Source organism: Mycobacterium sp. UM_11 (genome assembly GCF_001414075.1).
In the GTDB taxonomy this organism is placed as follows: Bacteria; Actinomycetota; Actinomycetes; order Mycobacteriales; family Mycobacteriaceae; genus Mycobacterium.
The window spans coordinates 25,571-48,930 of the sequence record NZ_LATC01000018.1; the positions used below are offsets into that span (position 1 = coordinate 25,571).

Below are 23,360 nucleotides of genomic sequence, written 5' to 3' on the forward strand. Positions count from 1 at the left end.
ACGGCCACGCCGACCGCGCGGGTCGGGCTGGCCCTACCCGCGCCTCCCCCGCGGCACCACTTTGGGCCGCGCCTGGACCACGTGCGGGTTCTCGCCGCCGCGGCGGCCCCTCGCATCGGTCTTGCCGTCCTCGGTCCCCCGCCCGTCCATCGCCATGGGCATCGCCGGTGTCGTACCGCTGCCGGACGCGGACGATCCCCCGGTGGCCCCCGTCGCGAAGGGGGTCGGCAGCTGGCCGCCGAGCGCCGGCACCGCCAGGCTCGTCAGCACCGCCGGCACCGGCATGGACCCCTGCCAGGTCGGCGGCACCGTGATCGCCCCCACGAACCGCGCGGTGCCCAACCCGGCCGTCGCCACGCCCAGCCCGCCCAGCGTCTGCAGGCTGTGGGCGCCGCCCGCCGTGGCCTGCGCGCCTCCCGTGGCGGCGACGGTGGTGACACCGGCCATCGCCGGGGCCGCGGCCGGCGCGACGCCGTGGGCCAGCGCCATCATCGGCGACATCAGGGCGCTGGCCGGGTACATCCCGATCTGCGCCACCGTGGTCATCGTCGTCACCGGCATCGACGTCAGCAGCGAGGTCACCGACGACAGCAGGGGCGAGAACGCCCCCAGCACCGACTGCAGCTGCGAAATGAACGCGCCGCCCACACCCCCCAGCAGCTGGGACACGATCTCCAGCGGCGCCGTGATCAACCCCGCCAAGCCGCTCAGGCCGGCCGGCGGGACGCTGAACGCCGGCAGCGTCGTCGCCACCGTCTGCGCGCTGACGTGGTAGCCCACCATGGCGGCCACGTCCTGGGCCCACATCTCCATGTACTCGAGTTCGGTCGCCGCGATCGCCGGGGTGTTCTGCCCCAAGATGTTCGTCGCGATCAGGGTGAGCAACCGGATGCGGTTCTCCAGCACGGCCGGAGGGGGCACCGTCGCCAGGAACGCCGCCTCATACGACGACGCCGCCAGCCGCGCCTGCACGGCCGAGATCTCGGCCTGCCCCGCCGCCGAAATCAACCACTGCAGATAGGGCGTGGCCGCCGCCACCATCGCCATGGACGACGGGCCCATCCACGGACCAGCGGCCAGTGTTGTCACCACGGACTCAAAGGACGCGGCGGCCGCCGACAAATCCGCGCCCAGAGCGTCCCAGGCCGCGGCCGCCGTCAACAACGTGCTGGGGCCCGCGCCGCCATACATCAGCGCAGAGTTGATCTCGGGGGGGAATAACAGAAAAGCTGGAATCATCACATCCCCAACTCACCGACCGAGTCAACGGCTCCTACACCCACACGAACCGACACCCACCCCCGAGCGACTAGACACGTGAGTAAAACATTCGTTTAACGAGCCTAAAGCCAATCGGCCGCCCAGCAACGGTTTTTTATCAAACGTTTAATACGTCGGCGCGGCGGCCGCAAAGCCGCCCGCGCCGATGGACCGGACGGGCGTCCGGAATGCGCCAACCGGGTGGTCAGCAGCCCTTGAGTCGCGCGGCCAGATAATCGGACACGGCGTTCATCGCCACCCGTTCCTGGGTCATGTCGTCGCGCTGGCGCACCGTGACGGCGTTGTCTTCCAGCGAATCGAAGTCCACCGTCACGCAGAACGGCGTCCCCACCTCATCCTGGCGGCGGTAGCGCCGGCCGATCGCGCCGGCGTCGTCGAAATCGATGTTCCAGTATTTGCGCAATTCGGCGGCCAGGTCGCGGGCCTTCGGGCTCAGGTCGGCGTGCCGGGACAGCGGCAGCACCGCGGCCTTGACCGGCGCCAGCCGCGGGTCCAACCGGAGCAGCGTGCGCTTCTCCATCACGCCCTTGGCGTTGGGGGCCTGGTCCTCGGTGTAGGCGTCGATCAGAAACGCCATGAACGACCGGGTAAGGCCGGCCGCGGGTTCGATGACGTACGGGATGTAGCGCGTGTCGGTGACCTGGTCGTAGTACGACAGGTCGGCGCCGGAATGCTTTGCGTGCGTGGATAAGTCGAAGTCGGTTCGGTTGGCCACGCCTTCCAGCTCGCCCCACGGGTTGCCGGCGAAGCCGAACTTGTACTCGATGTCGACGGTGCGGTCGGAGTAGTGCGAAAGCTTGTCCGCCGGATGTTCGAAGAGCCGCAGATTCTGCGGATCGATACCGAGATCGACGTACCACTGATGGCGGGTGTCGATCCAATATTGGTGCCATTCCTTCGCGGTCGACGGCTCCACGAAGAACTCCATTTCCATCTGCTCGAACTCGCGGGTCCGGAAAATGAAGTTGCCCGGCGTGATCTCGTTGCGAAAACTCTTGCCGATCTGGCCGATACCGAACGGCGGCTTCTTGCGGGCCGTCGTCACCACGTTGGCAAAGTTGACGAAGATGCCCTGCGCGGTCTCCGGGCGCAGGTAATGCAGCCCCTCCTCGGTCTCGATCGGGCCGAGGTAGGTCTTGAGCATCATGTTGAACTCGCGCGGCTCCGTCCATTGGCCGGGCTCGCCGGTGTCCGGGTCGCGGATGTCGGCCAGCCCGTTGGGCGGCGGGTGCCCGTGCTTGGCCTCGTACGCCTCGATGAGGTGGTCGGCGCGGTAGCGCTTGTGGGTAATCAGCGACTCGACCAGGGGATCGTGGAAGACCTCGACGTGGCCGGAGGCCACCCACACCTGGCGCGGCAGGATGATCGACGAATCGATCCCCACCACGTCGTCGCGGCCGGTGACCACCGCGCGCCACCACTGCCGCTTGATGTTCTCCTTAAGCTCCACTCCCAGCGGGCCGTAGTCCCACGCCGACCGGGTGCCGCCGTAGATCTCGCCCGAGGGAAAGACGAAGCCGCGCCGTTTGGCCAGGTTGACTACGGTGTCGATGACGGACGCCACGGGGCGGTGCACTCCCTTTCCGGGTTTGGGCGGTTACGCGCGGGGAGCAGACCGCCGCGCACAGAGCAACAGTCATGGTAACGATCGGCGCCGCGGTCTTTGACATGCGTCATCATGCATGTGACAGTGGAGGTCGGTCGATCGCGTTTCCTCACCGCGGGCCGTCCCCGACTACCTGGCACTTTTCGAGGTGATGACTCTCTCCCATGGCGACGTCCCCCTGCATCCCGATCGCGCCGACGAGCTGGGATCGGCCATGAGCGTGGTGGCCCACGAGCACGGCGACGCCGGTCCCGGCGCCCTGGCCGACTACCCGGTCCCGCCGCCACGGGAAATCCTGGCCGCCGCCGGCGAGCTGCTGCGCGCGCTGGCCGCGCCGGTGCGGATCGCCATCGTGCTGCAGCTGCGGGAGTCGCACCGCTGCGTGCACGAGCTGGTCGACGCGCTGGGCGTGCCGCAGCCGCTGGTCAGCCAGCATCTGAAGATCCTCAAGGCCGCCGGGGTGGTCGCCGGGGAGCGCTCGGGCCGCGAGGTGCTGTACCGGCTGGCCGACCACCACCTGGCGCACATCGTCGTGGACGCCGTCGCGCACGCCGGCGAGGACACCGCGTGACGCGCGCCGGCGACGATGCAGAACGACGTGCTGCCGAGGAGCGGCGCCAATGACGGGCGCCAGCGTCCGGTCGACCCGTCAGCGGGCCGCGATTTCCACCTTGATGGACACCCTCGACGACTTCCGCTCGGCGCAAGAGTTGCACGACGAGTTGCGCCGCCGCGGCGAGAACATCGGGCTGACCACCGTCTACCGGACGCTGCAGTCGATGGCGGCGGCGGGAATGGTCGACACGCTGCGCACCGACACCGGCGAGTCGGTGTACCGCAGGTGCTCCGAGCACCATCATCACCACCTGGTCTGCCGCGTCTGCGGGTCCACCATCGAGGTCGGCGACCACGAGGTCGAGGCGTGGGCGGCGCAGGTCGCCGCCAAACACGGCTACTCCGACGTCAGCCACACCATCGAAATATTCGGCACGTGTTCGCAGTGCGGGGCCTAGGCTGACCCGAGCCGAATCCGGCCCCGGAAAACGTTTCGAAAAAACTGTCCACCACGCGTGCGCCGCGTGCTCCTACCCATGAGTGGCCCCCGGGCCGAGACGACATCTCAAGGGAAGTGAGCACACGATGCGCAAGGACACGGTGTCCCACCTGCGACCGGTACGCGAGGTCGAGCCCCCGGCACTGCAGTTCCGGACGATCCACGGCTACCGCCGGGCCTTCCGGGTCGCGGGGTCCGGACCGGCCCTGCTGCTCATCCATGGCGTCGGCTGCAACTCGAAATCATGGGACCCCGTGCACGCCAAGCTTGCTCAGCGGTTCACGGTCATCGCACCGGACCTGCTGGGTCACGGCGAGTCCGACAAACCCCACGCCGACTACTCCTTGCCGGCCTTCGCCAACGGCATGCGCGACCTGCTCGCCGTGCTTGGGATCGACCGGGTCACCCTCGTCGGGCATTCGTTCGGTGGCGGGGTGGCCATGCAATTCGCCTACCAGTACCCGGAGTTGGTCGAACGCATCGTGCTGGTGAGCGCCGGTGGCGTCTCGAAGGACGTGAGCCCGGCGTTGCGGTTGGCGGCGATGCCGCTGGGCGCCGAGGCGCTGGGCGTGCTGCGCGCGCCGGGCGTGCTGCCCGCGGTGCGGGGCTTCGGCCGCGCCGTGCGGACCGTGCTGGGTCCCACCAGGTTCGGGCGCGACGCTGCCGACGTCGTGGAAATGCTCGAGGGTTTCACGGACCCCGCCGGGCTGGCGGCGTTCGCGCGCACCCTGCGGTCGGTAGTCGACGCGCGCGGTCAATACGTCACCATGCTGGACCGCAGCTATCTCATGCAAGACGTTCCGGTGCAGATCATTTGGGGAGAAGACGACGTGATCATCCCGGTGGACCACGCCCGGACGGCCCACGCGGCGATCGCCGGTTCGCGGATGGAAATCTTCGAGGACTCCGGGCACATGCCGTTCCACGACCATCCGGATCGCTTCGTCGAGGTCGTCGAACGATTCGTCGACTCGACCCGACCGGCCGACTACAACCTGGACCTGATGCAGTCGCTGCTGCGCACCGGAGGTCGCGACGACGTTGTCCCCCGTACGGAAGTCGTCGGCGCGATCGAATCTGCGGTGTCCTAGAGCCCTAACCCGTCAGCGCGCTGCGGACACCGGCGCCGGAATCCAGCACCAACAGGATCAGGGTGCGCAGGGCGTCGTCGGTCAGGCCGGCGCCGGGGAAGTTGTAGCGCAGTATCACGTCCGCGCTTTTGGCCGCGCCCTTGCCCGAATTGCGTTGCACGGCCTTGTCATTGACTTTCTCGACGAGCGTGACGCTGCCGAAGTTGCTGTCGCGGGCCTGCTTGACGACCTGGTCGCTGATCTTCTTGGTCAGCGGCAGATCCCACGCCAAGACCTGGGTGAGCGACACCAGGTCGAGGTCTTCGGCGATGTTCACCACCCGCAGCGACGCGATGGTCCCGGCGTGGCGCACCGTCAGCGCCCCGTCGGCTTCCTCGTCGACAGATAGCACCTCGGCGAGCGCCGACGCCAGCCTCTCCTGCAGTGACGGCATAGCATCCTCCCCGTGAGGACCCGTTGCGCCCGGCTCCGCCGCGCTTCCAGTCCCCACTAAGCGCTCCCGAATCTCCTGTTGCGCGAGGCGTATTCCTCGCAGGCGGCCCACAAGTCGCGGCGGTCGTAGTCCGGCCACAGCTTGTCCTGAAAGATGAATTCGGCGTACGCGGCCTGCCACAGCATGAAGTTGCTGGACCGCTGCTCCCCCGAGCTTCGCAGGAAGAGGTCCACGTCCGGGATGTCGGGCCGCTGCAGGTGCGCTGCCACCGTCGCCTCGGTGATGCGCTCCGGGTTCAGCCGGCCGGCGGCGGCCAAGCGTGCGATTTCTTTTGCGGCTTCAGCGATTTCGGCGCGACCCCCGTAGTTGACGCAATAGTTGACGGTGATGACGTCGTTGTCCTTCGTCATCTCTTCCGCGATCGCCAACTCGTTGATCACGCTGCGCCACAGCCGTGGACGCGAGCCCACCCAGCGGATCTTCACCCCGATGGTCTTGAGATTCACCCGGCGCATGCGCACCACGTCACGGTTGAAGCCCATGAGGAAGCGCACTTCCTCGGGGGAACGCTTCCAGTTTTCGGTCGAGAAGGCGTAGAGGCTGAGCCACTTGATCCCGATTTCTATTGCACCACAAACGATGTCAATGACGACCGCTTCGCCCGCCTTATGGCCGTCGGTACGGGTCAATCCACGTTGGGTAGCCCAGCGGCCGTTGCCGTCCATCACGATCGCCACATGATTGGGCAATCGATCCGCCGGGATCCGGGGTGCGGCCGCCTTCGAGGTGTGCTGTGGTGGCCGGCTCGGGCCGCCGCCTTCAGACGGCGGCAACTCGGGGAACACCACCGGCCAAGTCGACTTTTCGGGGAAGACCGGGTAATCGTCGGGCGCCGGGGGCAGTTGCGGGAAGTCGGTCGACTTGAGCTTGCGCTCAGCTTTAGCCACAGTCCAACTGCTCCATCACCGCAGCGCGCCGTTCGGCGACGGCGCGGTCGACGTGATAGGTCCGTTCCACCAGTGGCAGCGTTTTGAGCTGCCGCTCCAGATGCCATTGCAGGTGCGCGGCGACCAGGCCGCTGACGTAGCTGCGGTGCGATTGCGGGGTCTGCTCGGCGAAGTCCCAATCGCCGTCGTGCAACGCGGACATCAGATCCAGCACGCCCGGCGGCGGCGTCGTCGAACCGGCCGGGCGGCAGTGGGCGCAGACGCTGCCCCCGGCGCCGACATGAAACGCCCGATGCGGCCCCGGGGTGGCGCACCGGGCGCACTCGGTCAGCGCCGGAGCCCAGCCGGCGATGCCCATGGCGCGCAGCAGATAGGCGTCCAGCAGCAGGTCCCGGGACCGCCGGCCGTCGGCCACCGCCCGTAACGCGCTCACCGTGAGCCGGTGCAGGGCCGGGGCGGGGGCCCGTTCCTCCCCCGCGAGGCGTTCGGCGGTTTCCAGCATCGCGCACCCACAGGTGTAGCGGCCGTAGTCGCAGACGATGTCGGTGGCGAACGCGTCGATCGAGACCACCTGGGTGACGATGTCGAGATTGCGGCCGGGATGCAGTTGCGCGTCGATGTGCGCGAACGGCTCCAGCCGCGCGCCGAATTTGCTGCGGGTGCGACGCACGCCCTTGGCCACCGCCCGAACCAGCCCGTGATCGCGGGTCAACAGGGTGACGATCCGGTCGGCCTCGCCGAGCTTGTGCTGGCGCAACACCACAGCCCGGTCTCGATACAGCCGCATCACCATAGTTTTGCACCCCACCGCGACAATGCTGGTATCCGCGCCGATTAGTCTCGTACCCCGTGATTGGCGCTCCCGAGTCAGGTCCTGGGTCCGTTTTCGGGCCCGGTGGCCAGCGCCTGCCCACACTGACTGACCTGCTTTATCAGCTGGCCAACCGGTCCGTGACTTCCGTCACACTGGTGCGCCGGTCCCTGCACGCCATCCACGCGAGCCAGCCGACGTTGAACGCCTTCCGCGTGGTGCTCACCGAGTCGGCGCTGGCCGACGCGGCGGCGGCCGACCGGCGGCGGGCGGCCGGCGACACCGCGCCGCTGCTCGGCATCCCGATCGCGGTCAAGGACGACGTCGACGTTGCTGGCGTGCCGACCGCGTTCGGCACCGAGGGATATGTCGCGCCCGCCGCCCACGACGCCGAGGTGGTTCGCCGCCTGAAGGCCGCGGGCGCGGTGATCGTCGGCAAGACCAACACCTGCGAACTGGGTCAGTGGCCGTTCACCAGCGGACCCGGCTTCGGGCATACCCGCAATCCCTGGTCGCGCCGGCATACCCCGGGCGGTTCGTCGGGGGGCAGCGCGGCGGCGGTCGCCGCGGGGCTGGTCACCGCGGCGATCGGATCCGACGGCGCCGGCAGCGTCCGCATCCCCGCCGCGTGGACGCACCTGGTGGGCATCAAGCCACAGCGCGGCCGCATCTCGACCTGGCCCCTGCCCGAGGCGTTCAACGGCATCACGGTCAACGGCGTGCTGGCCCGCACGGTCGCCGACGCGGCGTTGGTGCTCGACGCGGCGTCCGGCAACGTCGAGGGCGACCGGCACAAACCGCCCCCGATCACCGCGTCCGACTACGTCGGCATCGCCCCGGGCCCGTTGAACATCGCCCTGTCCACCCGGTTCCCCTACACCGGCTTCCGCCCCAAGCTGCATCCCGAGATCCTGTCCGCCACCCGGGCGGTGGCCAAACAGCTCGAGTTGCTGGGCCACACCGTGGTGCCGGGCAATCCCGACTACGGCCTGCGGCTGTCGTGGGACTTCCTGGCCCGGTCCACAGCCGGCCTGCGGGATTGGGAGGAACGGCTGGGCGACGGGGTGATCTGGGACCCCCGCACGCTGGCCAACCTGCGCACCGGCCACGTGCTGGGTCAGGCGATCCTGCGCACCGCGCGCCGGCACGAGGCCGCCGTCCAGCGCCGCGTGGGTTCCATCTTCGACATCGTCGACGTCGTCCTCGCCCCGACCACCGCGCAGCCGCCGCCGCCGGCGCGCGCGTTCGACCGGTTGAGCAGCTTTGGCACCGATCGGGCGATGATCGCCGCGTGCCCCCTGACGTTTCCGTGGAACGTGCTCGGCTGGCCGTCGATCAACGTGCCGGCCGGCTTCACTTCCGAGGGATTGCCGATCGGCGTGCAGTTGATGGGTCCGGCCAACAGCGAGGGCATGCTGATCTCGCTCGCGGCCGAACTGGAGGCGGTGTGCGGGTGGTCGACCAAGCAGCCGACGATGTGGTGGAACACCGAAACGGCGGCGCCGCCGGTGGCCGGCACACCGCCGTCGCGGCGGTGAAATCACCGCTCGGTCGACTTCGGTTGCGCGACTTGACGTTTGTCGATGCGGGCGGTGCGCGCCCACGGGTTGCTCGAGGTCAGCGAGGACGTCGCATAGCCGGTGGCAACGCGGGTACCCCTTCGTCATGGACCAATCTGAGGCTCCACTGTTGGATGCGCTGGTCGACTACCGCGACAAGCGCCGCTACGGGTTCACCCCACCGGGTCACCGCCAGGGCCGCGGCGCCGACGACCGGGTCCTGGCCGTTTTGGGCCGCGAACCGTTTCTGGACGACGTGCTGGCCAGCGGCGGGCTGGACGACCGCAAAACCAGCCACGAATACCTCAAGCACGCCGAGGATCTGATGGCCGAGGCCGTGGGCGCCGACATCGCCTGGTTCTCCACCTGCGGCAGCTCGCTGTCGGTGAAGGCGGCGATGATGGCGGTGGCCGGCGGCGACGGCAGCCTGCTGGTCGGCCGGGACAGCCACAAGTCGATCGTGGCGGGGCTCATTTTCTCGGGCGTGCAACCCCGTTGGATCACCCCCCGCTGGGACGCCGAGCATCATTTCTCGCACCCGCCGTCGCCGGAGCAGGTGGAAGAGGCCTGGGCAAAGCACCCGGACGCCGCCGGTGCGCTCATCGTCAGCCCCAGCCCGTACGGCACGTGCGCCGACATCGCCGGGATCGCGAAGGTCTGCCATGCGCGCGGCAAGCCGTTGATCATCGACGAGGCGTGGGGGGCGCACCTGCCGTTCCACCAGGACCTGCCGACCTGGGCGATGGACGCCGATGCGGACGTCTGCGTGGTCAGCGTCCACAAGATGGGGGCCGGTTTCGAGCAAGGCTCCGTGTTTCACGTGCAGGGCGACCGGATCGACCAGGACCGCCTCTCGGCGTGCGCCGACCTGCTGATGACCACCAGCCCCAGCGTCCTGGTGTATGCCGCCATGGACGGGTGGCGGCGGCAAATGGTGCAGCACGGGCACCAATTGCTGGGCGATGCACTGGATCTCGCGCGCCGGCTGCGCGCGGACATCGAAGGCATTCCGGACGTGCAGGTGCTCGACGACGAATTGCTCGGCGTGCAGGCCTCGCACGACTTGGACCGACTGCAAGTGTTGATGGACGTCTCCGCGACGGGCACCTCCGGTTACCAGGCCCACGACTGGCTGCGCGAGCACGCGCACATCGACACCGGGATGAGCGACCATCGCCGGATCCTGGCGACCCTGTCCATGGCCGACAATGCGGACAGCGCCGGCCGGCTCACCGAGGCACTGGGGGCCTGGCGCAAGGCCGCCGACAACTTCGACCCTCCGCCGCCCATCGACCTGCCCTCCCCCGAAGAGCTTCAGCTCGAGACGGTTTGCCTGCCGCGCGACGCGTTCTTCGGCCGTGTCGAGGCGGTGCCCACCGACCAGGCGGCGGGCCGCGTCGCCGCCGAGCAATGCACGCCGTATCCGCCGGGCATCCCGGCCGTCGTGCCCGGTGAGCGGCTGAACGACGCGGTGCTGGATTACCTTTGCAGCGGTGTGCGTGCGGGCATGAACGTCCCCGATGCGGCGGATCCGTCGCTGGGGACAATCCGCGTGGTGGCCTAGCGGCGGCCGGCCACGCACAATTCAGAAGCCAAGCCGACCAAGCTGTTTGGGGTCGCTCTGCCAGTTCTTGGCGACCTTGACGCGCAGGTCGAGGTACACCTTGGTGCCGAGCAGCTTCTCGATCTGGCCGCGCGCCGCGGTGCCCACCTGCCGCAGCCGCGCGCCGCCCTTGCCGATCACGATGCCCTTCTGGCTGTCGCGCTCGACGTAAAGCAGTGCGTGCACGTCGATCAGGTCGTCGCGGTCCTCGCGCGGGTTGACCTCGTCGATCACCACCGCCAACGAATGGGGCAATTCGTCGCGAACACCCTCCAGGGCGGCCTCGCGGATGAGCTCCGCCATCAGCACTTCCTCGGGTTCGTCGGTCAACTCGCCGTCGGGGTAGTACGCCGGGCCGGGGGGCAGCGCCGCGGCGAGGACGTCGATCAGCACATCCACCTGCGCCCCGGTGGCCGCGGACACCGGGACGATCTCGGCGTCGCCGCCGAGCAGTTCACTGACCGCGACCAGTTGCGCGGCCACCCGGTCCCTGGGCACCTTGTCGATCTTGGTGACGATACCCACGACCGTCGTTTTCGTTGCGGTCGAACGGATTTGGTCGACGATCCACCGGTCGCCGGGGCCGATCGCCTCGTCGGCCGGAATGCACAACCCGATGACGTCGACCTCGGTGTAGGTGTCGCGCACCAAGTCGTTGAGCCGCTTGCCCAACAGGGTGCGCGGCCGGTGCAGGCCAGGGGTGTCGACCAGGATGATCTGAAAGTCCTCCCGGTGCACGATGCCGCGAATGGTGTGACGGGTGGTCTGCGGGCGCGTCGAGGTGATCGCCACCTTGGTGCCGACGAGCGCGTTGGTCAGCGTCGACTTGCCGGTGTTCGGCCGGCCCACCAAACACACGAAGCCGGAACGGAATTCGCTTTCCTGCGTCATTGCGCCTTGCCGTCGGAACCGTTGGACTCGGGCTCGGCCGGGCTCAACAGGACGGTGCCGATCCGCACCCGGCCCCGATGGTCGGCCCCCCCTTCGGCCTGCAGCCGCAACCCGTGCGAGACCACCTCCGCCCCGGGCAGCGGGACCCGGCCGAGTTCCAGCGCGAGCAGCCCGCCGACGGTATCGACGTCGAGGTCGTCGTCGAATTCCACGTCGTACAGCTCGCAGAGGTCTTCGATGGGCAACCGCGCCGACACGCGGAAGCGCTTGTCGCCCAGGTCTTCTACCGGCGCGGTCTCCGCCTCGTCGTACTCGTCGGCGATCTCGCCGACGATCTCCTCCAGCACGTCTTCGATGCTGACCAGTCCGGCGATCGCCCCGTACTCGTCGACGAGGAGGGCCATGTGGTTGCGGTCGCGCTGCATTTCGCGCAGCAGCGTGTCCAGCGGCTTGGAGTCCGGCACGAACACCGCCGGGCGCATCACCTGCGCCACGGTGATGCCCCGCCCCCGGTCGCCCGACAGGAAGCTCTGCTGGACAAGGTCTTTCAGGTACACCACGCCGACGATGTCGTCGACGTTCTCCCCGATCACCGGGATGCGGGAGTGCCCGCTGCGCACCGCGAGGTTCAACGCCTGGCTGGCGAGCTTGTCGCTCTCGATCCAGATCATCTCGGTGCGCGGCACCATCACCTCGCGGGCCGGGGTGTCACCAAGCTCGAAAACGGACTCGATCATCCGGCGTTCGTCGGCGGCGACCACGCCGCGCTGCTGCGCCAGGTCGACCACCTCGCGCAGCTCGATCTCGGACGCGAACGGCCCGTTGCGCAAACCGCGGCCGGGCGTCAGCGCATTACCCAGGACCACCAGCAACCGGCTGAGGGGCATCAACAACCACGAGATGAGCCGCAGCGGAAGGGCCGTCGTCAACGAGATGGAGTAGGCGTGCTGACGGCCGAGGGTGCGCGGGCCGACCCCGATGACGACGAAGCTGACGACCACCATGATCGCCGCGGCGCCGAACAGCCCCCAGGTCAGGCCGAAGTTGTCGTACAGGAAGAGCACCAGCAGCACGGTCGCGGTGATTTCGCAGGTGATCCGCAGCAGCACAACGAGGTTGATGTAGCGCGGCCGCTCGGCCATCACCTCGGAGAGCGAGACGGCGCCGGGCCGCTCCTCGCGCACCAGCTCCTGGACCCGGGCCAGCGACACCGTGCTGATTGCGGCGTCGATCGCCGCGAACAGCCCGCCGAGGGCGATCAGCGCCATCGCGCCGAGCAGCCACGAGAGGCCGGTCAATTGCCGGAAGACCTTGACTTGACGACGGGCTCCTCAGCGTCGTCGTCGCTCCGTTTCCGGTTGAGCGCCCAGGCGCCGAGGCCCACCACGACCCCCAACGCCCCGAAGCCCAACGCCGAGGGCCACCAGCTCGGGGCCGGCTGGGTGGGTTCCTCGTGCGGGCGGACGGCCAGCACCACCAGGAAGCTGCCGTCGTCGGTCGGACCGGCGTGGGGCAGCGACTGGGTCATGGTCACCCGGATCTGGGCGTTGCCGCTCGCCGAGTCGTTGACCTGGCCCCAGGCCATCGTGGTGTCGTCGAGCAGGAAGACGTCCTGGCCGCCGCCGGGCTGGCTTTCGTCGCGGCCCACCACAGCAACGTGGCCGACCTCCAACGTCTGGTTGACGGCGGGGATGCCGACCAAGACGTTCGGGTACACCTTCGGGGGCTCCGGCGGCTTGTAGTCCGGCGGCGGGGGCCCGTTGAAGCCCTCCGGCGGCACCGAACCCCCGCCGTAGAAGCTGCCCGCTGCCACCCAGCTGTCGCCGACCGCGGTGAAGGGGACGACCCCGACGGTGGCCGCATCGAGCACGATGCGGGCGCCGGCCGGCACGTAGGCCTCCCGGTCGGCGCCGTTGTAGGAGTAGCGGAACGTCATCCCCTGGTTCAGCGGGTTGAAGATGGCCGGACGGCGATAGGCGTCGTCGTAGTCGACGTAGTCCCAGTGCCGCGGCCGGACCAGCCGCTGGTTGTCGACCTTGAGGACGTCGACGTTCTCCCGGTGGACGCTGACGACGTTCTGCACCCGCTCGTTGAAGTCGACCTGCTTCGGCGGCTTCGGGGGGTCGGCGGGATTGACCCGCGTCGGCGGGGCGGCCTTGGCCGCGGCGACCGCCTGCGGCGGCACGTCGAGACCCCGCGGCGGCGCCACCACCGCGACGTTGCGCGGCGCGTCGGGACCCGCCGGGCTGATCGTCGGAACGGCGTTGCCGGGCGGCAGGTTTGGCGGAACGAGCGGCCGGGCCGGCACCGGGACCGGGTTCGGCGGTTCGTACGACGGAATCGCCGGAATCTGCACCGGCACCTCGCTCGGGCTGGGTTCAGCGCGGCGGGGCGGCGCGGCCTGCGAGCACACGTTGGAGGTGTGGTACTGCGCCACCAGGTACTGGCACCACTGGCAGCTGGTGGGGTTCGACCCGGGGCCGGCGCACGGGGCCGCCTGTGCCACCCCGATCGTGGCGGCCACCGCCGAAATAGGGGCGAGGGCAATGGCGGCCGCGGTCGCGATCCCTAACGCGTTGCGTGGCTTCAATTGTCGAAATACCTCGACTTGTCCAGCAGTCGGCGATCCCGTTCCTGCTGGCGATCCTGGTGGTAGGCCTCGACCTGCTCGGCGACCCATTCCTCGAGCAATCGGCCCTGGAGCGCGAACATCTCCTTTTCCTCGTCCGGCTCGCCGTGGTCGTAGCCCAGCAGGTGCAGCACGCCGTGGATCGTCAACAGCGCCAACTCGTGGCCCAGGCTGTGGCCCGCCGCGTCGGCCTGGCCGGCGGCGAATTCCGGGCACAGCACGATGTCGCCCAGCATCGACGGGCCCGGCTCCGGCGCGTCGGGCCGGCCCCCCGGCTCGAGCTCGTCCATCGGGAAGCTCATCACGTCCGTCGGGCCGGGCAGGTCCATCCAGCGCATGTGCAGGTCGGCCATCGCGGCGGTGTCCAGCAGCACCATCGACAGTTCGGCGGCCGGGTTCACGTCCATCTTGGCGATGACAAACCTTGCGACGCTGATCAATTCGGTTTCGGACACGTCGATGCCCGACTCGTTGGATACCTCGATGCTCATGAGACGCTCACGAAACGGTCACCGGCGCCCGCGGGAGCCCGAGGCCCGACGGGCCGCCCGGTTCATCAGGCCGGGCTCCTCGAATTTCGCGTAGGCGTCCACGATTTCGGACACCAGCCGGTGGCGCACCACGTCCACGCTCGTCAGCTCCGCGATGTGGATGTCCTCGACGCTGTCGAGGATCTCGATCGCCGACCGCAGGCCCGACCTGGCGCCGCCCGGAAGGTCCACCTGCGTGATGTCGCCGGTGATGACCATTTTCGACCCGAAGCCGAGCCGGGTGAGGAACATCTTCATCTGCTCGGCGGTGGTGTTCTGCGCCTCGTCGAGCACGATGAAGGCCGAATTGAGGGTGCGGCCGCGCATATAGGCCAGCGGCGCCACCTCGATGACCCCGGCGGACATCAGCTTCGGGATCAGTTCGGGATCCATCATGTCGTAGAGCGCGTCATAGAGCGGCCGCAGATACGGGTCGATCTTCTCGCTCAGCGTGCCCGGCAGAAAGCCAAGCCGCTCACCGGCTTCCACCGCCGGCCGGGTCAGGATGATGCGGTTCACCTGTTTGGTCTGCAGCGCGCTGACCGCCTTGGCCATCGCCAGGTACGTCTTGCCGGTGCCGGCCGGGCCCACCCCGAAGACGATGGTGTTGGCGTCGATCGCGTCGACGTAACGCTTCTGGTTGAGCGTCTTGGGCCGGATCGTCTTTCCCCGCCGCGACAGGATGTCGAGGGTGAGCACCTCGGCCGGCGACTCGTTGTCGGTGCCGGTCAGCATCGCGACGCTGTGGCGCACCACCTCGGGCGTCAGCGGCTGACCGTTGGCGACGATCGCGACCAGCTCGGAGATCGCCCGCTCGGCGAGCGCGACGTCGGCCGGTTCGCCCGAGACGGTCACGGCGTTGCCACGCACGTGCAGGTCGGCGTTCAGGCTGCGTTCCAGGGCGCGAAGGTTTTCGTCTGCCGAGCCCAACAAGCCGACGACGACATCGGGCGGAACATCGATGCTGCTGCGTACTTGGGCGTTGGCCTGGAGGCCTCCGGCTGCGTCAACAGCGCTGGTCTCGCGGGGCGTCACGTGGCTCTCGATGCCTGCTTTCTCGGCTTGTCGGTGGTTTGCTCGGCTGCCTAAGTCTACGCCGGGGTCCTCGGTTGGTCAGCTTCCTCACCGCCGTCGCTTGCGCCGAGCGCCCGGATCAACCGGTCGATGACGGCGCCGGCTTCCCGGCGTGCCGTTGCGTGATCTTCGGCCCTCGCCACGTAGAGGGTGGCCTCGCGCATCGCGCCGAGCATGGTCAGCGCGGTCGCCTCGATCGGCTGCGGCGGGATGCGGCCGGTCTCGATCGCGCCGGAAAGCAGCGCCCGCACCAACCCGAGGTTGTAGCGATTGCCGATCTCGGTCCACCGCGTCCAACCGAGCACCGCAGGGGCGTCCACCAGCGCGATGCGCTGGATTTCGGGATCGGAACAGGCGTCCAGCCAGTAGGCGGCGCCCAACCGCATCACCTCGGTGGGGTCGGTTTCGCCGGACGCCGCGATCGCCTCGCCCATGCGGGTGGCAACCTCCGCCTCGACCTGCTCGAACACGGTCGCGAACAGCTCGGTCTTGTCGGCGAAGTGGTGATAGAGCGCGCCGCGGGTCACGCCCGCCGCGCGCACGATCGCCTCGAGCGCCACCTCCGAGAAACCCTGGGCAGCGAACAACGGCCGCGCCGCCGAGACCAGCGCCTCCCGCGTTTCCGCGGAGCGCTCCGCCTGGGTCCGCCGTTCGTCGGTCAAGCGATTGCCTTTCATACATACTGTATGTAGGTTCATACATACCGTATGAATCTCGCTCTGAAGATAGCAGCGGGACGGCCGAATCCAAGGAAGGGACACGGTTGACGATGAACTCTGCGATACAGGCCGTCGAGGCGGACCGCGAGGCGCTGCTGGCGATCCTTCGTTCGTTGGACGACTCCGACTGGGCGCAGGCCAGTGGCTGCCCGGGATGGTCGGTGCGCGACGTCGTGTCCCACATGGCATGCAGTTTCTGGCTGGCGGTCGACCCGTCGCACCTGCCCGATCCGAAGGGCCTGCCGGCGGAGCGCGCGGCGGACCTGTACGTCGAATCGCGTCGCGGCATGACGTCGCGGGAGATTGTGGACGACTACGAATCCGTCAGCTCGAAGGGCCTCGAGGTCCTCGCGGCCGCGGCGGATCAGGACTTCGAGGTGCCACTCGGCGATGTCGGGACGTATCCGGCATCGGAGATCCCGGCGGCGTTCGCCTTCGAGCACTACGTCCACATCAGATACGACCTGCTGCAGCCGGACGGCCCGCTGCGGGTGGAACCCCCCGCTTCGGATGCGTTGCGGCTGGAACCGACGGTGGACTGGATCGAGGCGGCGTTGCCCCAACAGAACGCCGGCCTCCTGGGGCGCTTGGGCGGCGCGGTGGAGATCCGCCTCACCGACGGTTGCGATCGGACGCTGTCCATCGGCACCGGCGACGCTACAGCCCAAATCGCCTCGGCCGCAGACGCATTCGTGCGATGGGTCACCCAGCGCGGAACGTGGGAAGCCCTCGGGGTGCAAGCGCACGGAGACCGGGCAAACCTCGAGATCGCGCGCCAGCTAAGCGTTTTCTGAGGCGGCGTCGCCGACACCGCCGTCCAAGCCGGCAGCGTCCCATCGGGGCGTGAGCGCGCCGATCGCGCCCAACGCCACCGCGGCCGCGGTCGACGTCCGCAACACCTGGGGGCCGAGGCGCACGGGGACCGCGCCGGCGTCGGTCAACGCGGCGACCTCCTCCGGCGCCATGCCGCCCTCCGGGCCGACCACCAGCCACAGCGAATCAGCTTGCGCGACATGGGAATCCGCGAGCCGACCGGGGGCCGATTCGTGCAGGGCCAGCACCACCGAACCGCCGGCCACAGCCTCGCGGACCCGCCGCGTCAGCTCGGCGGTGGACAGCACGCCGTCGACCGCCGGGATGTGCGCCCGGCGCGACTGCCGGGCCGCCGACCGGGCGACGGCGCGCCACCGGCGCAGGCCCTTGTCCACGCGACCGCCCTGCCAATTCGCCACACACCGGGCCGCCTGCCAGGCAACGAACGCGTCGGCGCCCGCCTCGGTGGCCAATTCGATGGCCAGCTCCGAGCGATCCGATTTGGGCAGCGCCTGCACCACCGTCACCGCCGGGCGACCGGACGCGACGCTCCACCGCTGAAGCACCCGGGCGCGCAGGCCGTCGCGGCCCGCGTGCTCGACGTCGCAATGCGCCAGGCCGCCGGCGCCGTCGCCGAGGACCAGCTGCTCACCGGGCCGGATCCGCCGCACGGTCGCCGCGTGAAACCCCTCGTCGCCGTCGACGACGGCCAACTCGCCGACATCGGGCAGCGCGTCGACGTAGAACAGGGTGGCGACCATCGGGGTGGCTCGGCGAACCGAGAAGGCTAGCGCCCGGTGAAGGTTTCGCGCAGCCGGCTGAACAGGCCGCCGCCGGCGTGGGTCGAGCGGACCTCGGGAACGTCGCGGCTGCGCCGGTTCTTGAGCTCACGCAGCAGTTCGGTGTCGTGGTGGTCCAGCCGGGTGGGCACCAACACCTCGACGTGGACGTGCAGATCGCCCCGGGTGCCCGACCGCAGGTGGGGCATCCCGTGGCCGCGCAACGTGATGACCGAATTCGGTTGCGTGCCAGGCGGAATAGTGATCTCGCTGATGCCGTCCAGGATGGCGTCGATGGTCACGGTGGCGCCCAGCGCCGCGTCGACCATGGGGACCGACACCGTGCAGTGCAGATCGTCGCCTTCGCGGACGAAGACGTCGTGGGCCTGCTCGTGCACCTCGACGTACAGGTCGCCGGCCGGCCCTCCCCCGGGCCCGACCTCGCCCTGGGCGGCGAGCCGCACCCGCATGCCGTCGCCGACACCGGCGGGGATCTTGACGCTGATCTCGCGGCGGGCGCGGACCCGGCCGTCGCCCATGCACTGGTGGCACGGGTCGGGGATGACCGTTCCGACGCCGCGGCAGGTGGGGCAGGGCCGCGAGGTCATCACCTGGCCCAGCAGGGACCGCTGCACCGTCTGCACCTCGCCGCGCCCGCCGCACGTGTCGCACGGGACCGGCACGGAGTCGCCGTTGGTGCCCTTGCCCTGGCAGCGGTCGCACAGCACCGCGGTGTCGACGGTGACCTGCTTGGTGACCCCGGTCGCGCACTCTTCGAGGTCGAGCCGCATCCGCAGCAGCGAGTCGGAGCCCGGCCGGACCCGGCCGATGGGGCCGCGCGAGGTCGCCCCGCCGCTGAAGCCGCCACCGAAGAAGGCCTCGAACACGTCGCCCAGGCCGCCGAAGCCGCCCCCGAAGCCGCCGCCCGCCGCGGCGGCGCTTTCCATCGGATCGCCGCCCAGGTCGACGATGCGCCGCTTCTCGGGGTCGCTCAGCACCTCGTAGGCGACGCTGATCTCCTTGAACTTCGCCTGCGCGCCCTCATCGGGGTTGACGTCGGGATGCAGCTCGCGCGCCAGCTTGCGGTACGCGCGCTTGATGTCCGCATCGCTGGCGTTTCTGCTCACGCCGAGCAGCCCGTAATAGTCGCGTGCCACGCCTGACTCTCCTAAACCTGGTCCTTATCCCGCGCCTGCGCATACCGCGGGTGCGCGTTCATCGAGCACCCAGGACTTCGCCGATATATAGGGCAACCGCGGCGACGCTGGCGATAGTTCCCGGATAGTCCATCCGGGTGGGCCCCAGCACACCCATTCCGCCGAACACGGTGTCGGAGGTGCCGTAGGCGGTGGTCACCATCGAGGTGCCGGCCATTTGCTCGGCGGCCGTCTCATGGCCGATGCGCACCGTCACCTTACCGGCTTCCTGCTGGGCCGCCAGCAACCGCAGCACCACCACCTGCTCCTCGAGCGCTTCCAGGATCGAGCGCAACGAGCCGCCGAAATCGGCGGCGTTGCGGGTCAGGTTGGCGGTCCCGCCCATCAGCAAGCGTTCTTCGGTGTGTTCCACCAGCTGCTCCAGCAAGACCGTCGCCGAGCGGCCGACGGCGTCGCCCAGGCCGTCGGGGGCGCGCAGGTTCCCGGCCAGGTCGGCCACCGCGATCGAGGCCGCCGACAGCTTCTTGCCCACCAGCGCCTGGCCCAGCATCTCGCGGAGCTGGGCCAGCTGGTGGTCGTCGATGACGTCGCCGAGTTCGACGATGCGCTGGTCCACCCGACCGGTGTCGGTGATGACCACCATCAGCAGCCGGGCCGGGGTCAGCGCGATCACTTCCAGATGGCGCACGGTAGACGAGGTCAGCGTCGGGTACTGCACCACGGCCACCTGCCGGGTCAGCTGGGCCAGTAGGCGGACCGCCCGGCGCAGCACGTCGTCCAGGTCGACGCCGGATTCCAGGAAGCTCAGGATCGCGCTGCGCTCGGCCGCGGACAGCGGCTTGACGTCGTGCAGGCGGTCCACGAACTCGCGGTAACCCTTCTCGGTGGGCACGCGCCCGGAGCTGGTGTGCGGCTGGGTGATGTAGCCCTCGGCCTCCAGCACCGCCATGTCGTTGCGGACGGTCGCCGACGAGACGCCCAAGTTATGACGCTCCACCAGCGTCTTGGAACCGATGGGTTCCTTCGTGGCAACGAAATCGGCGACGATGGCACGCAGCACCTCGAAGCGACGTTCGTCGGCACTTCCCACTCGTGGTCACCTCCCTGCAGCGCCCTGACCGGGTTCATTTTACGGGTCGCAAACCGTGCTGACCGTGACCAGCGGCCGCTTGCCGGGGCGGGCGGTCGCGGCCGCCGTCGGCATTACCGGCGGCTTGGACGCCGGCGGCGCTTCTTGCGGCTAGCCTGTCCAGCATGAACCGGTCGGGTCATAGCAACGCGTCGGGGAAGATCGCGCAATGATTTTCAAGGGCGTGCGCGACGGCAAGCCGTATCCCGAGCACGGGCTGTCCTACCGGGACTGGTCCCAGATTCCGCCGCAGCAGATCCGGCTCGACGAACTGGTCACCACGACGACGGTGCTCGCGCTCGATCGTCTGCTGTCGGAGGACTCCACCTTCTACGGCGACCTCTTCCCGCACGCGGTGCGGTGGAAGGGCGTCACCTACCTCGAGGACGGGCTGCACCGGGCGGTCCGGGCGGCGCTGCGAAACCGCACCGTGCTGCACGCCCGGGTGTTCGACATGGACATGGCGCCCGGGCCGCCGCGGTAGCCGGTCACGTTTGCCGGGCGCGGGGTGTCGACTCAGTGAGGACGTTGGTTCACACCGCAACTTGCTAGGAGGTCGCCATGTCCCGGTTGCAAGGGGTCTCCGACCGCGACGCCGGTCTGGGCGCCAAGATCGCCTTCTTCTTCACCAAGCGCAAGCTGGCCCAGATGACCGGCCTCGAAACGGCCGGGATGCTGGAACCGCTGCGCATGTACGCGCACATCCCCCGGCTGCTCAACGCCTACGGCAAGCTCGAACAGGCCGAGTCCAAGCTGGACGTGCTCAGCCCGCGCCACCGCGCGCTCGCGGAGCTCAAGGCGGCGACGACGGTGCGCTGCGAGTACTGCATCGACCTCGGTTCGCAGATCGCCCGCCAGTGGGGCATGACCGACGAGGAACTGCTCGCACTGGCCGACTATCGAAGCGCCGCATGCTTTTCCGAGCTCGACAAGCTGATCCTCGAATACGCCACCGCGGTCAGCCGCACCCCCGTCGAGGTCAGCGACGAGCTATTCGACGCGCTGCGTGCGCATTTCGACACCGCCCAACTCGTCGGGCTCACCCACGTCATCACGCTGGGCAACCTGCGCGCCCGCTTCAACCTCGCGCTCGGCATCGGTTCGTCCGGCTTCTCCGGCAACCAGGTCTGCGCCCTGCCCGACGCGGGCGCCACATGAGCTTGGACGCGTCGATCACCACGCGGTTCGAGGCGGCGCGGCCGCAGCTGGGCGCGATCGCCTACCGCATGCTGGGTTCGATCGACGACGCCCAGGACGCCGTGCAGGAAGCGTGGCTGCGGCTCAGCGGCAGCGGCGCCGACGGCATCGCCAACCTGGACGCCTGGCTGACGACCGTGGTGGCCCGCATCTGCCTGAACATGTTGCGCGACCGCCGGGCCCACGCGGGCGAGGGGCTGGGCGTCGCGCTGCCGGACCCGATCGTGGACGCCGAGGGCGAATTCGACCCCGAGCACCGCGCGATGCTGGCCGACGCGGTCGGGCTGGCGTTGTTCGTCGTGCTGGACACCCTGCCGCCCGAGCAGCGGCTGGCGTTCGTGCTGCACGACGTCTTCGCGGTGCCGTTCGACCAGATCGCCCCGATCGTCGGCCGGACGCCGGAGGCCACCCGCAAGCTGGCCAGCCGGGCCCGCCGGCGCATCGAGGAGGCCGATCCGGCCCCCGACGGCGACGTGGCCGCCCAGCGGGAGGCCGTCGACGCGTTCTTCGCGGCGGGCCGCAGCGGCGACTTCGACCGCCTGGTGGCGGTGCTGCATCCCGACGTGGTGCTGCGCGGCGACTTCGGCCGCGGCACCGCCGGTTTCCGCACCCAGGGCGCGTCCGCGGTGGCGCGGCTGGCCCGCGCCTACGCGGGTCCCGATCGCGAGGTGCGCGCCGCGACGGTCAACGGGGCGGCCGGCGCGGTCATCTTCGTCGACGGGCGGGCGACGGCGATCATGGGCTTCGTGGTGCGCGACGGCCTGGTCGCCTCGATCGACGTGCTGGCCGACCCCGTCCGCGTCGCCCGATCAGACCTGCGCGCGCTGCGCGCCGATCACTGACCGGCGGCCTGCAGCAGCTCCATCGCCGACGCCCGGGACAGCACCCAGCCGCCCTGGTTGACGAATGTGACGTTCTGCGTGACCGGCGACGTCAGCTTCGGACCGGAGACCGCGACGTCGGCGGTGGCCGAGCCGGCCGCGGCCGGCTGGATGTTCGTGACGTCGAACGACAACGGCAGGTCGCCGTTCTTGGCCGCCTTCTGCAGCTTCTTGTCGGCCACGTGCGCCTCGATGCCGCTGATGCCACCCTGAACCAGGTTGCTCTTGCTGGCGAACGAGACGCTCGGGTCGGCCAGGCTGTTCAGCACGCCGGTCAGCTGGTCGGCCGTCGGAACGTCGGCGGCCGGGGCCGGGTCCTGCGGCAACGGCGCGCCGACCGCGCTCAACCGCACCTGGTCCATCGGCGTCGCGACGGAAGCCAGCCCCGCGGCCGCACCCCCGATGACGACGAACGCTGCCACGCTGGTGGCGAGCAACTTGACGGTCTTCATGGTTCCCCCTTCGACGGGCGCGAGCCTGAACCGGATCCACACATTTGGTGCGGTGTCAGCGCGCCTGCTACTCCTGTTGTTTCGCGTCTCGGCACGGCCACGTTACGACCGCGCCTTAGGAAGACAACATGCACAACCTGTGCGCCGGCTGTGTGGCCGCCCAGAATACCGGCCGCCTAGTTGGTGGCCGTCGCCGCCTGGATCAGGGCGATCGCGGCGTCGTGCTGCAGGATCCAGTTGCCGCCCTGGTTGACGAACACCAGGTGCTTTTGCACCGGGCCGGCGAACTTTGGTCCCGAGATGGCGACGTCGGCCTGGGCCAGGTTCGGGCCGGCCGGCGCGATGTTCGTCACAGCGAACGTCTCCGGGAAGTTGCCGTTGCGGTAGGCCTTTCGCAGATCGTGGTCGGCCACGTGGCCCTCGTCGGGGCTGATGCCGTTTTCCACCAGGTTGTTCTTGGTCGTATACGAGACGCCCGGGTCGGTGGCCTGGTTGCACAGGGTCGACAGCTGCTCCGGCGTCGGCAGGGCGCCGGGGGCCGGGGGCGGCGGCGGGTCCTGCGGCAACGGCGCGCCGAGCGCGGCCAGTTGCACCTGATCCATCGGTGCGGCGACGAAAGCGCCACCGGCGGCTCCCCCTACGACGGCGAACGCCGCCACGCCGGTGGCAAGAGTTTTAACGGTCCTCACGGTTCCCCCTTCGATACGCGCGCACCATGTCGAGA

25 protein-coding genes are annotated in these 23,360 nt (G+C 69.3%); 9 read left to right on the top strand and 16 right to left on the bottom strand.

Annotation, left to right across the window (positions count from 1 at the left end; all coding sequences use genetic code 11):
* Window positions 1–33 precede the first annotated feature (33 nt).
* On the bottom strand, window positions 34–1,239 hold the full coding sequence (locus tag WU80_RS07060) for a PPE family protein (RefSeq protein WP_055400771.1): 1,206 nt from the start codon (window positions 1,237–1,239) through the stop codon (window positions 34–36).
* Window positions 1,240–1,465: 226 nt separating this feature from the next.
* Window positions 1,466–2,857, bottom strand: coding sequence for a glycine--tRNA ligase (locus tag WU80_RS07065; protein WP_055400773.1), 1,392 nt, complete (start codon window positions 2,855–2,857; stop codon window positions 1,466–1,468).
* Between the two features lie 244 nt (window positions 2,858–3,101).
* Here WU80_RS07065 and WU80_RS07070 point away from each other — a divergent pair, with 244 nt between their 5' ends.
* The 3 genes from WU80_RS07070 (at window position 3,102) to WU80_RS07080 (ending at window position 5,032) form a co-directional block, all read left to right on the top strand.
* Window positions 3,102–3,458 (top strand): metalloregulator ArsR/SmtB family transcription factor, encoded by a 357-nt coding sequence (locus WU80_RS07070; RefSeq protein WP_231633764.1) that lies wholly within the window; start codon window positions 3,102–3,104, stop codon window positions 3,456–3,458.
* A gap of 49 nt (window positions 3,459–3,507) precedes the next feature.
* Window positions 3,508–3,900 (top strand): Fur family transcriptional regulator, encoded by a 393-nt coding sequence (locus WU80_RS07075; protein ID WP_055400777.1) that lies wholly within the window; start codon window positions 3,508–3,510, stop codon window positions 3,898–3,900.
* A gap of 127 nt (window positions 3,901–4,027) precedes the next feature.
* Window positions 4,028–5,032 (top strand): alpha/beta fold hydrolase, encoded by a 1,005-nt coding sequence (locus WU80_RS07080; protein ID WP_055400779.1) that lies wholly within the window; start codon window positions 4,028–4,030, stop codon window positions 5,030–5,032.
* Between the two features lie 4 nt (window positions 5,033–5,036).
* Here the strand turns inward: WU80_RS07080 and WU80_RS07085 are convergent, their stop codons facing one another.
* Genes WU80_RS07085 through recO form a run of 3 tightly spaced genes read right to left on the bottom strand, consistent with a single transcriptional unit; the run spans window position 5,037 to window position 7,199 of the window.
* Window positions 5,037–5,465, bottom strand: coding sequence for a hypothetical protein (locus WU80_RS07085; RefSeq protein ID WP_055400781.1), 429 nt, complete (start codon window positions 5,463–5,465; stop codon window positions 5,037–5,039).
* A 56-nt stretch (window positions 5,466–5,521) separates the two neighbouring features.
* Window positions 5,522–6,412: a decaprenyl diphosphate synthase gene (locus tag WU80_RS07090; RefSeq protein WP_055400783.1), complete on the bottom strand. Its 891-nt coding sequence runs from the start codon at window positions 6,410–6,412 to the stop codon at window positions 5,522–5,524.
* On the bottom strand, window positions 6,405–7,199 hold the full coding sequence (gene recO / locus WU80_RS07095) for a DNA repair protein RecO (RefSeq protein WP_055400822.1): 795 nt from the start codon (window positions 7,197–7,199) through the stop codon (window positions 6,405–6,407). The genes WU80_RS07090 and recO overlap by 8 nt, the downstream gene beginning before the upstream one ends.
* Window positions 7,200–7,261: 62 nt before the next feature.
* Here recO and WU80_RS07100 point away from each other — a divergent pair, with 62 nt between their 5' ends.
* Both WU80_RS07100 and WU80_RS07105 read left to right on the top strand, forming a co-directional pair.
* Window positions 7,262–8,761, top strand: a complete 1,500-nt coding sequence (locus WU80_RS07100; RefSeq protein WP_055400784.1) for an amidase — start codon at window positions 7,262–7,264, stop codon at window positions 8,759–8,761.
* 127 nt (window positions 8,762–8,888) lie between these two features.
* Window positions 8,889–10,346 (top strand): aminotransferase class I/II-fold pyridoxal phosphate-dependent enzyme, encoded by a 1,458-nt coding sequence (locus WU80_RS07105; protein WP_055400786.1) that lies wholly within the window; start codon window positions 8,889–8,891, stop codon window positions 10,344–10,346.
* A 21-nt stretch (window positions 10,347–10,367) separates the two neighbouring features.
* Here WU80_RS07105 and era read toward each other — a convergent pair whose 3' ends face one another.
* Genes era through WU80_RS07135 form a run of 6 tightly spaced genes read right to left on the bottom strand, consistent with a single transcriptional unit; the run spans window position 10,368 to window position 16,171 of the window.
* Complete coding sequence (gene era / locus WU80_RS07110; protein ID WP_055400788.1) at window positions 10,368–11,276, bottom strand: GTPase Era; 909 nt, start codon at window positions 11,274–11,276, stop codon at window positions 10,368–10,370.
* Window positions 11,273–12,574 carry a hemolysin family protein gene (locus WU80_RS07115; RefSeq protein WP_055400790.1) on the bottom strand — a complete coding sequence of 434 codons (1,302 nt, stop codon included), beginning with the start codon at window positions 12,572–12,574 and terminating at the stop codon, window positions 11,273–11,275. The genes era and WU80_RS07115 overlap by 4 nt, the downstream gene beginning before the upstream one ends.
* Window positions 12,571–13,866, bottom strand: coding sequence for a hypothetical protein (locus WU80_RS07120; RefSeq protein WP_055400792.1), 1,296 nt, complete (start codon window positions 13,864–13,866; stop codon window positions 12,571–12,573). The genes WU80_RS07115 and WU80_RS07120 overlap by 4 nt, the downstream gene beginning before the upstream one ends.
* Window positions 13,863–14,396, bottom strand: coding sequence for an rRNA maturation RNase YbeY (ybeY, locus tag WU80_RS07125; RefSeq protein WP_055400794.1), 534 nt, complete (start codon window positions 14,394–14,396; stop codon window positions 13,863–13,865). Before ybeY ends, WU80_RS07120 begins: the two co-directional genes overlap by 4 nt.
* 18 nt (window positions 14,397–14,414) lie before the next feature.
* The gene (locus tag WU80_RS07130) at window positions 14,415–15,470 is read right to left on the bottom strand and encodes a PhoH family protein (RefSeq protein WP_055400796.1); all 1,056 of its coding nucleotides are present in this window, start codon (window positions 15,468–15,470) and stop codon (window positions 14,415–14,417) included.
* Window positions 15,471–15,526: 56 nt separating this feature from the next.
* A complete protein-coding gene (locus tag WU80_RS07135; RefSeq protein ID WP_369808500.1) occupies window positions 15,527–16,171 on the bottom strand; it encodes a TetR/AcrR family transcriptional regulator in 645 nt (214 codons plus the stop codon).
* 107 nt (window positions 16,172–16,278) lie between these two features.
* Here WU80_RS07135 and WU80_RS07140 point away from each other — a divergent pair, with 107 nt between their 5' ends.
* Complete coding sequence (locus WU80_RS07140; protein ID WP_082459752.1) at window positions 16,279–17,022, top strand: maleylpyruvate isomerase family mycothiol-dependent enzyme; 744 nt, start codon at window positions 16,279–16,281, stop codon at window positions 17,020–17,022.
* Here the strand turns inward: WU80_RS07140 and WU80_RS07145 are convergent.
* The 3 genes from WU80_RS07145 to hrcA are packed head-to-tail and all read right to left on the bottom strand — an operon-like array spanning window position 17,008 to window position 20,067.
* On the bottom strand, window positions 17,008–17,802 hold the full coding sequence (locus WU80_RS07145) for a 16S rRNA (uracil(1498)-N(3))-methyltransferase (RefSeq protein WP_055400800.1): 795 nt from the start codon (window positions 17,800–17,802) through the stop codon (window positions 17,008–17,010). The genes WU80_RS07140 and WU80_RS07145 overlap by 15 nt on opposite strands.
* A gap of 26 nt (window positions 17,803–17,828) precedes the next feature.
* Window positions 17,829–18,977, bottom strand: a complete 1,149-nt coding sequence (gene dnaJ / locus WU80_RS07150; protein WP_055400802.1) for a molecular chaperone DnaJ — start codon at window positions 18,975–18,977, stop codon at window positions 17,829–17,831.
* 58 nt (window positions 18,978–19,035) lie between these two features.
* Complete coding sequence (gene hrcA, locus WU80_RS07155) at window positions 19,036–20,067, bottom strand: heat-inducible transcriptional repressor HrcA (RefSeq protein ID WP_055400804.1); 1,032 nt, start codon at window positions 20,065–20,067, stop codon at window positions 19,036–19,038.
* 208 nt (window positions 20,068–20,275) lie between these two features.
* Between hrcA and WU80_RS07160 the strand changes: the two genes are divergently transcribed.
* From WU80_RS07160 to WU80_RS07170, 3 genes are all read left to right on the top strand, one after another.
* Complete coding sequence (locus WU80_RS07160) at window positions 20,276–20,590, top strand: type II toxin-antitoxin system VapB family antitoxin (RefSeq protein ID WP_046185708.1); 315 nt, start codon at window positions 20,276–20,278, stop codon at window positions 20,588–20,590.
* 77 nt (window positions 20,591–20,667) lie between these two features.
* Window positions 20,668–21,264, top strand: coding sequence for a carboxymuconolactone decarboxylase family protein (locus WU80_RS07165; protein ID WP_055400806.1), 597 nt, complete (start codon window positions 20,668–20,670; stop codon window positions 21,262–21,264).
* Complete coding sequence (locus WU80_RS07170) at window positions 21,261–22,145, top strand: sigma-70 family RNA polymerase sigma factor (RefSeq protein WP_055400808.1); 885 nt, start codon at window positions 21,261–21,263, stop codon at window positions 22,143–22,145. The genes WU80_RS07165 and WU80_RS07170 overlap by 4 nt, the downstream gene beginning before the upstream one ends.
* Here the strand turns inward: WU80_RS07170 and WU80_RS07175 are convergent.
* Window positions 22,139–22,636 (bottom strand): hypothetical protein, encoded by a 498-nt coding sequence (locus tag WU80_RS07175; RefSeq protein ID WP_055400810.1) that lies wholly within the window; start codon window positions 22,634–22,636, stop codon window positions 22,139–22,141. The genes WU80_RS07170 and WU80_RS07175 overlap by 7 nt on opposite strands.
* A 176-nt stretch (window positions 22,637–22,812) precedes the next feature.
* On the bottom strand, window positions 22,813–23,325 hold the full coding sequence (locus tag WU80_RS07180; RefSeq protein WP_055400826.1) for a hypothetical protein: 513 nt from the start codon (window positions 23,323–23,325) through the stop codon (window positions 22,813–22,815).
* Between the last annotated feature and the right edge of the window lie 35 nt (window positions 23,326–23,360).